The sequence below is a fragment of the Halobacteriovorax sp. XZX-3 genome (assembly GCF_043196495.1).
GTDB lineage: Bacteria > Bdellovibrionota > Bacteriovoracia > Bacteriovoracales > Bacteriovoracaceae > Halobacteriovorax_A.
This window is the reverse complement of record NZ_JBEBMO010000002.1, coordinates 843,417-856,484: the sequence shown is the minus strand read 5'-3', so window position 1 is coordinate 856,484 and position 13,068 is coordinate 843,417. Positions and strand designations below refer to the sequence as shown.

Here is a 13,068-nt window from a genome sequence, read left to right as displayed (position 1 = left end):
AACCTACTCCGTAATAATTTGAAAGTCTCTTTTTGAGTCGTGAAAGTCGCGGTTAATATCTAAAATCTCATAATATATTTTAGGAAACTCATGCTCTCCATACTTAAAATGTACAGGCTGAGTACGGTTACCTAAGATATCCAACTTAAAAAACATTAAGTTTGGCAGATCATCAACAGGAACAAGACTTTGCACAACACGATAAAAATACTTACGAAAATTATTCTTGTCGATGTTATCGATCACCTTTTCCAATTTAATATAGATATTTTCGACATCTGAGTTAAGAATTTTTTGAATTCTCCTAGCAACGTGACGAGTATGCGCCCTTTGCCAGAAGAAAATCTTACTTATGATATGGTCACCTTTTCCATTTCTTGAAACAACTCGGTAGCCACGATCTTTTTTGATCTTGTTAACTTCATCAATTATTCGATCAAGAGGTACATCTTTAATATAGTCAAAAATCTCTTTTCTAAGTACAAGACGATACTTAACTTCGGTTGTAATATTAGTCTTGATTGAATCTAATTCCTTGAAGTCCATTTTTAAAAAGATAAATTTAGGAACCAAGGCCTTGATCTTTTTCTTCGTTGATCGCCACTCTCCACTTGTGAAATATCGATCCTTTCTAATGTAGTTAGTTCCGAAATCAACAGAAGTTTCAGTCGCCCTATCTTTTGGAATGAAAGAGAAGTAAGACTCCTCGATCCTATCCTTTCTTTTATGAATAAGGATATTAAACTCTTCACTGTACTTGTAGACTTTGTTTGGAAAGAAATACTCTCCTGCATCAGGGCCATTTATAATAGAAATATTATTCTTATAATAAGTCCAGTCATAATCAACTTCACTAATAAAGATACCAAGCTTAAAACCACGACGCTTGAACTTATACTCATTGAATCCTTGAAAAAGTAATTTTACACCTGTACCAAATGTTGCAATTTCATTTGCTAGGCTAAAGTCAGAGATTAACTTTTCCTCAATATACTTTCGTCCAGTATACTGTCCAATCATCTTATCTGTATCAAGCTTATACTTAGGTTTGATAATACGATCAAATGCTTCTCTAGCATGTGGCAGGCTTAGATCAAAAATGTAGTCTAAAACGTACTGTTCACCTATTCCACGCCCTAAATTGTATTCGACTAATTTCAGTTGGAAATTTTTAGAAACAAAGTCAGGAGCATTTACTTTTTCAACTAGCGCGACAAAGAAATCACTCTTTACTTGAGCACCTGTTTTGGCTTCAGTCGAAGTTCTCGTTACGATTTTAAGGCGAACCTTACTCTCATCCATGCGGTAAATATTGATATTGTAATTACCACTAGTAATAACATTGGCAAATGCACTAGCATCCACAATATCACCATAACCATATGATGCGCTCATGCCGAAGTTTAATGTCATCTGAGCAGGAATACTAACGAAGTCACCAATGGCCAATCGTTTTAGAGTACTTTCTGCGTTATATGGTAGTTTATTGATAGAATAAGGAACTGCTAAAATCGCTTTCTTTTGGTCTTCGAAATGGCGAATGAAAGTTACACGATCATTCTTTGAAAATGTTAAATTAATTGGCGTAACAGCATCAATATATGAGCCAGGATTTACATGACGATTGAAACTCCACTCATCAACACGAGCAAACTTTCCTTTTAAGTACGATGGCGTCATTTCGTAGCCATACTTAAGGCCGACACCTACACCCTTTATCTTCTTCCAATCAAGAAGCTTTACTGTTGTTGATAAGTTTAGGTTAGCAATTTCCCTAACGATAATATCTTTGATTTTTCCATCTTTAAGAAAACCAATATCCTCGGCCCTTGATTGTAGAGAAAGGGCGATCAATATTGTCATTGCAATGGATTTAATAAGCGAAATTTTATTCATCGATAGATGCTAACGAGTTTTAAACAGCTCGGCAAATAGAAATTAATGCAGATTTAAGTGAGCGGCATCGGCCTCAACCATTAATAAATCTTTTAATTTTCTTGCGAATAGTAAATTTTCATTTTGCTTTTTAATAATGGCAAATGTTGGAAGATGAATGTCATGCTCTGGTCCAAGACAATAGAGTTCTTGGTATATTGATTCATTGCCAATTGCAGCAAGGATGATTTCCCCTCGTTGGGCAAGTGTTAAAAGATAATGGAGGTGCTCACTAAAGAAGGCTTCTTTTAGATAAACTTTTTGATCCTTAAGAATTTGTTTAGCACTAACAATCATTTTCTCATCTGAAGAAAGAAAACCTATTGGTAGTTTTTTTACTAACTTTTCAAATGGAAGATGGTCATATTTCTTGGCTACCGTCTCATTTGCATAGAATTTAAGGTAGTTTTGAGCAACGAGGAAATTCTCGTATAATTCGTTTGATAACTTCTTATCACTAATGGCCACATCAACAGTATCATTTTCAAGGTAGTACATAGTTTGTGAGAAGTTCTTAGAACGTTTAGTGATTGTATGGCCAAAATCACTATAGGCTGAATAATAATCCGCTAAAACCGTTGCAATATTTGGAGACTCCAAATGAGATTCAATGGAAAAAGTCACATCATAACCACCATCATCATGTGGCGTTAAGTTATCAACAAGACGCATCCCATTTGAAAAAACACCTTTGGCGTGTGAGAAAACTTCCTCACCTTTTTTAGTTAAAACAATCTCTCTAACTTTTCTTTCGAATAGTTGGACGCCATAATTTTGCTCAAGCTTTTTAATCTGCTCACTCACAGTCGACGAAGCAAGGCCCATTTTCAAAGCGGCTTTCTTTACGGATTTATGCTTTGCAGCTTCATAAAAACAATAGAGATGATTCCAGTTCATGCAAATACAATAGTTCGGAAATTCCGAATTTACAAACAATTGACTTAATATAGCTAAATAAAATCGCTACTATCTTCCTAGTTTTACAAAGAGGATGGAAATGACGACGCAAAACACGATGTTTACAGCAATCAAAAAACAAAATGAAAATCGTATCAATCTTAGGAATGTTGATAACTTACGATTAATCAGTGCCTCTAAGCTTGAGAAGAGTTCGTTTGATAACTCGATGCTAGATAAGATTAGCATCCGTCACTCGGATCTTAACGAAAGTGATCTAAGAAAATGTAATATCAAATACGCCAAGCACAATAATTCAAATTACGAGGGTGTTGACTTCACATGGTCAAACCTTGCAAAGAATCGTTTTAAGAGAATTAACTTAAAAGATGTAAGCTTGGAATGTACAAATTTAGAAGATAGTACATTTGAAGAATGTGATCTTGCGGCAACAAGCATGAGATGGGCAAATCTACGAGGAGTTACTTTTAAAAATTGTAGCCTTAAAGATTGTGACTTTTCTAATGTTGATTTAACGGGAACGATCTTCATTAACTGCAACCTTAAAGGTGCTAAATTTAATATCAATACGAAGATGCCATTCTTGAAAGAGAATGCCATTGAAAAGCTAGGAATGGATTTCATCGGAATCCACTAAAAACTAGTTTTACGCTAACGCTCTAGCACACAATGTTCACTCTCGAACACGTAGAGAGTATCGACAGTATTTTGCTAGAGCGTCTACATCAATCAAGTATTTCTTATAATCTCCCCCCAAAATTCTTAGCTTTTCTTCATAAAACTTAATATAGTAATTAAGCAAACTTCAAAGGAAATTGATTATATGAAACGTGTTCACTCACTAGCAGAAAGAGTCTCAAAGTATATTGTCGATCATACTAAAACTTGTCTTCTAATCTCATTCTTATTCTTCATTGCCATTAGTAGTGGCCTTCCGAAAATTCACGCAAACTACTCTGTAAAGGGTTGGCTAATGGAGCACGATCAACGTCTAATTGATCTTAAGGAGCATGAAGGGATTTTTGGTAGTTCGGATACAATCGATATCATGGTCTATAAGGAAGATGGTCTTTTTGATGAAAATACAATTAAGACGATTCAAGACATCACAAGTGATCTTTGGCAAATTAAGCATATTGTTCGTGTTGAAAGTTTAACAAATCACAACTCAATAGAATCAGAAGATGATGATATTTTTATTACACCATTTTTAGATGAAGAAGTTGAGCTAACTCCAGAAAATTTAAATTTAAAAAAAGAGCACGCAACTAATGATCGCATGCTTGTAAACTCAATTATTTCTAAATCGGGACGCTTTACGTATATTAGGGCCTTTCTTGATACATTTGAAGGTACTCCTCCTTATGATCAGGTTGTTGTTGATACAGAAGCATTGCTTGAGAAGTACAATAAGACAGAAGGTGTGAAATTCTATCTCGGTGGAATCTCTTTTATCAACGAGTCACTCCAAAGAGCATCTGATCGAGATATGATGGTTGTCTTTCCAATAGTAGTTGGAGTTCTCTCTCTAATCCTTTTCTTATTCTTTAGAAACCTCTTAGGAATAGTACTCCCATTCTCATTAGTTGGTCTTGCCATTATAACGACATTTGGAATTGAAGGACATCTTGGTATTGAACTATCAAGTATTATTGCGGCCCTGCCAGCAATCCTAATCGCAATTGGATTAGCTGATTCGATTCATATCTTAATTACCTATAGACACTTCTATATTTTCGATAGAATGAATGAACATGATGCTGCCGTTGCAGCTTTAAAGAAGAACTTTATTCCAACACTGCTCACAACTCTAACGACAGCTATTGGATTCTTCTCACTAACTTCAACAGATATTAAACCAATCTACAATCTTGGTATCCTATCAGGAATCGGAACTTGTATTGCGTGGTTCTACACTTACTTCTTCCTGGGAGCCTTGTTAACGAAGGTTCACTTTAAAGTTGGAGATCGAGACGATAAATTCCATGCCTTTGATGGAATCTTCATGTTTGCAGAAAAACATAAGGTTGTAATCAATATCCTAACTCCTATTATCACAATCGCTTCAATTTACTTTGGGATGCAAAACTATATTAACGCTGATCCTATCGAATACTTTGATGAGCATACGCCAGTTAAGCAGGCCTTTAACATGGTTCGTAAAGAATTTGGTGGCTCAAGAATGATTGAACTTGTTTTTGACTCAGAGAAGGCAGAAGGTGTTAAAGACCCTGCATTTTTAAAGAAGTCAGAAGAACTAGTTCAGTGGATGCTTAAAGACGAAAAAATTATTCGTGTTAGTTCAATCCTCGATATTGTAAAACAGATGAATAAAACTCTTCATGGTGACAATGAAGAATTTTATGCAATTCCAGATACACGTCGTGCAGTAGCAGACCAATTATTCTTATACACTTTAGGACTACCGCAAGGACTTGATTTAAAAAACCAGCTATCTCTTGATAATCGCCGCTTTCGAGTCCTTGTTATGTGGGATGTAAACGATTCAACGGCCGCTATTGCAAAAACAGATAAAATCTTAAAGAAAGCTGATGAAATTGGCATTACAATCTATGAAGCCGGTCAATCTCCTATCTACAATCGAGTTAATGACCTTGTTGTGAATACTCTTTTAACATCCATGAGTATTTCACTCCCTATCATTTTCTTAATTATATTATTTGTCTTTAAGGATTTAAAATTAGCGATGCTTTCATTAATTCCAAATGTCTTTCCACTATCAGTGGCCGCTGGAATTATGTACTTTGCAGGTGATGAATTAAATATTGGTAACGTTATCGTCTTTGCCGTGTGTTTAGGTATTGCAGTCGATGATACCATCCACTTCATTTCGAATTATAAGTTAAAAATACTTCAAGGAATGAACGGCCATGATGCGTTAGCATCAACAATGCACCAAACAGGTAAAGCACTAGCGCTTACAACAACAATGTTAACGATTGCCTTCGGACTTTTCTACTTAGGTGATTTTGTTCCAAATCAAAAGTTTGGAGTGTACTGCTCGGTGATCCTAACTCTTGCCCTATTGGCCGACTTAGTGATCTTACCTGCTGCATTACTTAGTTTAAAGAGCTCAAAAGTTGAGACTGATACTGCTAAGGTATAGAAAATACGTAGGTCCTCATCATATGTCTTAACTTACGAGCTTAAAATTGCTATAAGCATGGACATATTTTGAGGATTATATAAATGACTGATAACCAAGTAAATCAAATGGATTACGAAGAATCTCGTAAGAAAATTCAAGAAAAGAAAGCACGTCTTAATGTTGGAAAGAAACAAGAAGCGCGTAACCTTGAAAGAAAGCCAGAGTGGTTGAGAAATAAGATCCCAACTGGTGACAACTTCAAAGAAGTCAGAAAAGAATTAAGAGAAAAGCAACTCTTCACAGTTTGTGAAGAAGCAAGTTGCCCAAATATGTCTGAGTGTTGGTCTGCAAAGACTGCAACAATGATGATTCTAGGTGGTACTTGTACTCGTGCCTGTAAGTTCTGTCATGTTGATACAGGAAACCCAAAAGGTATTGTCGACTTCAATGAAATCGAAAATGCTGCAAAGATGGTTGAAACAATGTCACTAAAGTACCTTGTTGTGACAAGTGTTGATCGTGACGATCTTCCAGACTTTGGAGCTGGCCACTTTGCAAACGTCGTTAAAAGAATCAATAAAGACTATCCAGAGACACTTGTTGAAGTTCTAATTCCAGACTTCAATGCAGTCGAAGAACATATGCACACTCTTGCTAAGAGTAACCCTTTTGTTATCGCACAAAACGTTGAAACTGTTAGAAGGCTAACTCACGATGTGCGAGATCGTCGCGCCGGCTATGAAAAGACTTTAAACTGCTTAAAGTTCTATAAGGAAAATTATCCACATATCTCGACAAAGACTTCCTTAATGCTAGGACTTGGTGAAACTCATGAAGAAATTCTTGAGACACTCAAAGACCTTAGAGAAGTTGGTTGTGATATCGTAACGTTTGGTCAGTACATGCGCCCAACGATGAGACACTTAAGCGTTGATCGATACTATAGGCCACAGGAGTTTGATCGCTACAAAGAGATTGCCTATGAAATGGGCTTTGAATTTGTTGCTTCAGGACCGATGGTTCGAAGTAGTTACAAGGCAGCGGATTACCTTGATCACCTAAGGGCAAAAGGTCATGACGTTTAACAATTTAATTAATGATCTTGGTATCAAAGATTACTCACTTGAGTCGAAGAACCAAATATATATTTTTCACAAAGATAATTGGGACTATCTAGAAGCGCTAGCTTTCCAAGAAAAGGCCAATGAATATATCTACAATAATCCAGAGCAAATGGTTTATATCATTACCTCTCACCCAGAAGTCTTTACAATGGGAAGAGGACTTCAAAGAGATCAAATTGAAGAGCATGGACTTGTTGATTTTGATCAGGCCCTTGTCGGAAAGATCGATGTTCCTGTTGTGGAAATTAAGCGCGGTGGAGGACTAACTTTCCATCATCCGGGACAAGTGATTGTCTACCCTATTGTTCATATTGGTCAACAAAAGCTTAGAACAATTGAGCTTATTAACAAGCTCTTTAAAAGTACGGTAAACGCTATAAATACGAGTGATAACACGATTCATGATCTCGACTTTGATCGCCCTCTCCTAGGACTTTGGCATGGTGAGAAGAAAGTAGCTTCAATGGGCATCCAACTTAAGCGTTTTGTTTCAATGCACGGGATGGCCTTAAATATTTATCCATCAGAGAAGATGAATAAGGCCTTAATGATGACATTCCCTTGTGGCCTTCCTGGTGATATTTATAATACCCTTGTAAATATCTCATCTGATGGTCTTAATACTAGCTACGAAGAATATCGTATGCGCTTTATTAATCAACTCGTAAAAGAAATATATAAGAATTAAAAAAGGGCCATCTATTGGCCCTTTCTTTATTACGATTTCTTACTATAAGATTTAATTTTCTCTTTAAACTTTTTTCTTTCGACTTTCATTTCTTCAAAGAATTCTTTTTTCATACTTCTAATACTATCGCGCTGGTCTTTGTGTCGTAGTTGCTTCATCGACTTTCTAAATTCTTTACTCTTTTCTTTAATTTGTTTTCTAATATTTTTATTTTCTTCTTTTTTACCAAATTGTAACTTCTTCTTTAGAGCATAGATTTCATCTAAGTGCTTTAGCATTAATGCTTCATTATCTTTTAAAAACTTCTCTCTTTTTGAAAATACTTTTTTCTCAAATGCCACTTTCTTCTTATGTTGTTCATCTTGAAACTTAGCAAATTCACTTTCTAATTTCTTAAGATCCCCTTTAGAAAGTTTAGAAAAATCACCATCCATTTCAGTCATCTTTTCATAACGTGCACTTCTATCTTTCTTATGCTTTCGATCTCTTTTCTTTTCACCATCTGCGAGTGTAGAAAAAGCTAATAAAAAAGTTAAAGCTAATATAGTAAGAGTTTTCATCATTTTCTCCTTTTTATCCAGTTAACTGTTATACTGGTGGCAATGGAAAAGGTTTCACTGTCCTGTAACTAGTGAATATTATAGCACTTTATTGAAAGTGCGAAACCTTTGTAAGCAATATTCGTATAATAGGTATGCGTATAATGAAGAACTTTATCTGGTCAAATTCGCAATCAAAACTAGGCTCATCTGACCTAATGGAAGTTGTTGCAAAAAATGATGACCACCAAGCTTTTGAGGTCCTCTACCAAAGGCTTAGTACAAAGCTTTATCAATATGTTTATTATATCCTACTCGATGAGCAAAAGGCCCAAGAGATTGTTCACGATGCTTTCTTCACTTTATATGACAAGAGAAAGATGTATCGAAAAGAATATCAAGTATCGACATGGCTTTGGACGATTGCAAGAAATAAGAGTTATGACTATTTAAAGAAAATAAAAGAATTAAATGTTGCCGATGATAATGTGATTATTGGTATAGAAGATGAGCAAGTATCGACTCTTGAAAAGCTTATTGAAGAGGCCAATTCAGAAATAATAATTGAAGCAATTTCAAACTTACCTCCAACACAAAGAGAGGCCATTACCCTGTGGATGGATGAGTACACTGGAGATGAGATTGCAGAGATTTTAGGAAAGTCGAGACAGGCCGTTAAGAATTTAATAAACAGAGCAAAACTAAAACTTAAAGAGATACTTGAAACACAATTGGAGTCTTTATGAAAGATTCAAATAAAGAAATGAATATGAAAACAAATTTAAGAACAAAAGCTGCAATTAATCCACCAAAGGAGATGAATGCTGCGTTCAAGACAAAATTTACATCTCATTTGAAAGCTAAGCAAAAGAAGAGGGCCCAGTGGTTATGTGCAGCTCTAGCAAGCATTACGATCTGTCTTGCTGTAGTTATCACCCTAAGCCTTGAGCAACCGAGCTCCTCGGCCAGCAATGTGAAAGATTACTTGGCCTATATTGAAAGTAACTTTACAAATGATGACCAGGTTTTAGAAAGTATTGATGAACTAAGTGCCATCTCATATAATTACATTGATGTTGACGGCGAATATAGTGATTATTAAAAAACCAAGGAATATCTGTGACAAGTGAAAGCAACGGCCATTTAAATGTATTAGGTACTCCCCTACAGATGTGTGGGTGTACACCAATGACTGGATTTTGGCGTGACGGTTTTTGTCGTACAGATATTGATGATCGAGGAATGCACACTGTTTGCTGTATCGTTACAGAAGAGTTTCTTGAGTTCTCAAAAGCCGATGGAAATGATCTATCAACTCCTATGCCGCAATTTCAATTTGCAGGTCTAAAACCAGGTGATCGCTGGTGCTTATGTGCAGGAAGATGGCTTAGCGCATACAAAGCAGGAAAGGCCTGTCCAATTATACTTGAAGCGTGCCATGAAGAAACCCTGGCCGTGATTCCAATGCAATTTCTAACAGAGATGGCCTATAACAAAGCTTAAGCTTTACTGGCCTAAAGATAGCGAATACAATAGAGCGAATGCGGCCGTAGTTCAGTTGGATAGAACGTCAGACTTCGGATCTGAATGTCGGGGGTTCGAGTCCTCCCGGCCGCGCCACCTAGTTCCCTATTTCAATCATAATACTTTTAATCTAAGAAAGTTCTCTTTTGAATGAGGAGGACGAGAAGCGAGGGAGCGCGCGATAGCGAAGAGCGAGCTGGATGCGAGCGGAAGCGACCGAGTCGGGCCGAACAAGGAGGCATGGATGCCGACGCAGAGAAGCCGAGTCCTCCCGGCCGCGCCACATCGTGCTTTAAAAGTGCCCCAAAGGGCAGTTTTAAAGCACAGATGAATGTGACTCAAGGAAGCTAAAACGAGCGTAGCGAGTTTGCGGCTTACGGTTACGCGTACTTCGCTTAAAACTTTCGACCAAAATTACACTCAACATAAGTCGAGTCTTCCGGACTATGACTCTCATTACTCCAAGCATGGTGAACACTTTTTGCTACACCACAACCAAAGTACATTGTCTTATCAGAATTATACTTAATAAGTGAAAACATATTTTCTTTTTCAAGAAGGCCATCATCATTACCAAAGTCAGCGACTTCCTCTCTTTGATACTCTAAGTAAAGACTTCGAGAATTATCTAAAGCAACGCGAACTCTTGCCCCATAAGGAATATGTAACGATTTATCATGAGCAGAGATATAACGGATAGCACGTACACCAGCATAGGCTTCAACTTCAATTAACTCATTCTCAGTGCGATACCCTACCGCCCCAGTAATATCACTTGGTATAATAGGAACACTTAATCTTACGTCGTAATATAGTCCCGACTCATCATATCTTTCTTCTACATTTTGAATCGCTTGTGCCTCTAGGTTAAGGTCAAGTTCATTTGCAAATGAAGAAAATGAGCAGATAAGTGCAGTGGCCAACATAAGTTTTTTCATCTTTCGTCTCCCTAGGGTGTCTGTGTTTTTGTCCGATTGAATTACAAATAAGGTAGCACTTATGAGCTTTACTCTAGATTAAATTGAAAATGTTTCTATGAGTTCTAAAGTTTAGACACTTAACTAGAATAAGATTTTAGATACTTAGAATGCTAATTCATAAAAAAACTGACAATAGACTACCTGCGTCTTCAAATAGAGAACCCCAACGTGTACCTTCATCCAATGAAGAAACTAATCACAATAACGCTTATGGCAATTAATATTTTTGCCACTTCCACTACTCCTACAACTGAGTTCAATGATTGGCTTAATGAGCTTAAGATTGAACTTAATCAAGAGCATGGCTTTTCGTATGCCTTACTAGATGATGCCTTTGATGGTGTTACTTTTAATGAAGATGTTATCAAATATGATCGCAGACAACCTGAGTTTGTCATGAGTGTTGGCCGATACTTAGATATCGTTATTAGTGAGACAAGAATCGAGAAAGGCCAAAGATATCAGGCCGAGCTTGAAGATATTTTTATCGATATTGATAACGATTTTAATTTTCAAGATCGCTTCCTCTTATCATTCTGGGCCCTTGAAACAAACTTTTCTTCGATTACAGGCAAGCTCGATATTATCCGCTCTCTTGCGACTCTTTCATATGATGGCCGCCGCTCAGCATTTTTCAAGAGAGAATTAGTTAATGCTCTTACAATGCTGCAAAAGGGAATTTACTCATACCCTAGTGAACGTATGCAGGGATCATGGGCAGGAGCGATGGGCTCGACTCAATTCATGCCTTCAACAATGCTAGCTTATGCCATCGACTACGATAAAGATGGTCAAATAAATATGTGGGAAAACCAACGTGACTTCTTAGGTTCATCAGCAAACTTCCTATCAAAAGTTGGCTGGAATGGTGATGAAAGCTGGGGACATGAAATTGATCTACCAAGCGACTTTGACTACTTTCATAGTGGATTAAAATATAAAGAAGATCTGCAGTATTGGATAGATCGCGGAATCACATTAAGAGGTGGAACTCAACTGCCTTACACAAGTGGGAAAACTGCAATCTACCTTCCACAAGGAGCAAATGGGCCAGCATTTATTGTTTACCCTAACTTCTTTACTATCTTTAAATGGAATAATTCAGAAAAGTACGCTCTAGGGATTGGAATTCTTTCTGATCTTATTGCAAAACGTGGTGATTATTTTAGTAAGTTTAATTTAGATGAAGAGTCATTTATGTCATTTGAAATGGCAAAGAAAATTCAAGCAAAATTAAACGAGTTAGGGCTCGATGCTGGGCCAGTTGATGGGATTCCAGGAAAACAAACGACGGCAGCAATCCAAAGATTTCAAGTATCAGAAGATATCATTCCAGACGGCTATTTAACTAAAGATTTGGCCGATCAAATTCTTGCAAAATAAATAAAATCTTAAGTCAAAACATCAATCCCCTTTCCGATGAAGTAGTCACTATCTAAGTAAACACTTCACCGGAAAGGAGAATATATGTTGAAAGTAATGAAAGGATTACAAAAGGGTATCGTCGGTATCGAGGGATCAGGACGTATTACAAAAGACGACTATATTAATGTGCTTGAACCGATTTTAGATGAGGCCCTAAAAAAAGAAGAAAAAGTTGGTGTACTCTTCTACTTAAATGAAACATACGAAGGATACACTCCAGGGGCAGTATTTGAAGATACGGCCATGGGCCTAAAATATTTTAATGTTATGAAAAGGTGTGCAGTAGTTACAGATAGTGCACTAATAACAGGGGCCGTAAAATTATTTGCGCCAATCATTCCAATTGATTTTAAGTCATATAAAATCAATGAACTCGATGAGGCCAAAGACTGGCTTATGCGTGAAGTAGAGTCCGATATCGAATTTCACTTCGATAAGAATGACAACATTCTTACGCTAACTTCTTACCATCCATTGCGAGTCAATGATTTTGAAAAGATTCAAAACTTACTTAATCAAGTTTATAAAGAAACAAAAGTAATTTCAGGAATTATTCTAAACTCAGAACAATTTCCAGGTTGGGATGACTTAAGATCTCTCCTAAGACACTTTGAGTTTCTTAAAGATAATCGACAGCACATTGAGAAGGTTGGAATTTGCACAAGTAATGAGTTGATTAGAAACTCTGCCTCAGTTGTAAGTGATCATTTAGAAAGTGTTGATGTAGCAGTCTTTGAGTACGGTGCGATTAACGACGCAAGGAATTGGCTGAGAAATATTGAATCGAAAGATACAATGCGTGCCGTATGAAAGAAGGCCCTCTTTT

Annotated in this window: 13 protein-coding genes and 1 tRNA gene; 10 read left to right on the top strand and 4 right to left on the bottom strand. The window is 36.7% G+C overall.

Annotated elements, in window-relative coordinates; all coding sequences use genetic code 11:
- Nucleotides 1-3: 3 nt before the first annotated feature.
- Both ABMA70_RS14610 and ABMA70_RS14605 read right to left on the bottom strand, forming a co-directional pair.
- Nucleotides 4-1,896 carry a hypothetical protein gene (locus tag ABMA70_RS14610; protein WP_392992493.1) on the bottom strand — a complete coding sequence of 631 codons (1,893 nt, stop codon included), beginning with the start codon at nt 1,894-1,896 and terminating at the stop codon, nt 4-6.
- Nucleotides 1,897-1,938: 42 nt separating this feature from the next.
- Complete coding sequence (locus tag ABMA70_RS14605; RefSeq protein WP_392992495.1) at nt 1,939-2,832, bottom strand: LysR family transcriptional regulator; 894 nt, start codon at nt 2,830-2,832, stop codon at nt 1,939-1,941.
- Nucleotides 2,833-2,932: 100 nt separating this feature from the next.
- Between ABMA70_RS14605 and ABMA70_RS14600 the strand changes: the two genes are divergently transcribed.
- From ABMA70_RS14600 to ABMA70_RS14585, 4 genes are all read left to right on the top strand, one after another.
- The gene (locus ABMA70_RS14600; protein WP_158246870.1) at nt 2,933-3,490 is read left to right on the top strand and encodes a pentapeptide repeat-containing protein; all 558 of its coding nucleotides are present in this window, start codon (nt 2,933-2,935) and stop codon (nt 3,488-3,490) included.
- Between the two features lie 186 nt (nt 3,491-3,676).
- Complete coding sequence (locus tag ABMA70_RS14595; protein ID WP_392992496.1) at nt 3,677-5,980, top strand: RND family transporter; 2,304 nt, start codon at nt 3,677-3,679, stop codon at nt 5,978-5,980.
- A gap of 83 nt (nt 5,981-6,063) precedes the next feature.
- Nucleotides 6,064-7,047: a lipoyl synthase gene (gene lipA / locus ABMA70_RS14590; RefSeq protein WP_103218043.1), complete on the top strand. Its 984-nt coding sequence runs from the start codon at nt 6,064-6,066 to the stop codon at nt 7,045-7,047.
- Nucleotides 7,037-7,774, top strand: coding sequence for a hypothetical protein (locus tag ABMA70_RS14585; protein ID WP_103218044.1), 738 nt, complete (start codon nt 7,037-7,039; stop codon nt 7,772-7,774). Before lipA ends, ABMA70_RS14585 begins: the two co-directional genes overlap by 11 nt.
- 29 nt (nt 7,775-7,803) lie before the next feature.
- Here the strand turns inward: ABMA70_RS14585 and ABMA70_RS14580 are convergent, their stop codons facing one another.
- Nucleotides 7,804-8,334: a hypothetical protein gene (locus ABMA70_RS14580; RefSeq protein WP_103218045.1), complete on the bottom strand. Its 531-nt coding sequence runs from the start codon at nt 8,332-8,334 to the stop codon at nt 7,804-7,806.
- A gap of 143 nt (nt 8,335-8,477) precedes the next feature.
- Between ABMA70_RS14580 and ABMA70_RS14575 the strand changes: the two genes are divergently transcribed.
- The 4 genes from ABMA70_RS14575 (at nt 8,478) to ABMA70_RS14560 (ending at nt 9,933) form a co-directional block, all read left to right on the top strand.
- Nucleotides 8,478-9,059 (top strand): RNA polymerase sigma factor, encoded by a 582-nt coding sequence (locus ABMA70_RS14575; RefSeq protein ID WP_158246871.1) that lies wholly within the window; start codon nt 8,478-8,480, stop codon nt 9,057-9,059.
- Nucleotides 9,056-9,415 (top strand): hypothetical protein, encoded by a 360-nt coding sequence (locus tag ABMA70_RS14570; RefSeq protein WP_392992498.1) that lies wholly within the window; start codon nt 9,056-9,058, stop codon nt 9,413-9,415. The genes ABMA70_RS14575 and ABMA70_RS14570 overlap by 4 nt, the downstream gene beginning before the upstream one ends.
- Before the next feature lie 17 nt (nt 9,416-9,432).
- Complete coding sequence (locus ABMA70_RS14565) at nt 9,433-9,816, top strand: DUF2237 family protein (RefSeq protein ID WP_233189715.1); 384 nt, start codon at nt 9,433-9,435, stop codon at nt 9,814-9,816.
- Between the two features lie 40 nt (nt 9,817-9,856).
- Nucleotides 9,857-9,933: transfer RNA gene (locus tag ABMA70_RS14560), tRNA-Arg, on the top strand.
- Between the two features lie 299 nt (nt 9,934-10,232).
- Here the strand turns inward: ABMA70_RS14560 and ABMA70_RS14555 are convergent.
- Entirely contained in the window at nt 10,233-10,775 is a 543-nt protein-coding gene (locus ABMA70_RS14555) for a hypothetical protein (protein WP_392992500.1), read from the bottom strand.
- Nucleotides 10,776-11,000: 225 nt separating this feature from the next.
- Between ABMA70_RS14555 and ABMA70_RS14550 the strand changes: the two genes are divergently transcribed.
- Complete coding sequence (locus tag ABMA70_RS14550; protein ID WP_392992502.1) at nt 11,001-12,200, top strand: lytic murein transglycosylase; 1,200 nt, start codon at nt 11,001-11,003, stop codon at nt 12,198-12,200.
- An 84-nt stretch (nt 12,201-12,284) separates the two neighbouring features.
- Nucleotides 12,285-13,052 carry an STAS/SEC14 domain-containing protein gene (locus ABMA70_RS14545; protein WP_103218050.1) on the top strand — a complete coding sequence of 256 codons (768 nt, stop codon included), beginning with the start codon at nt 12,285-12,287 and terminating at the stop codon, nt 13,050-13,052.
- The last annotated feature ends 16 nt before the right edge of the window (nt 13,053-13,068 follow it).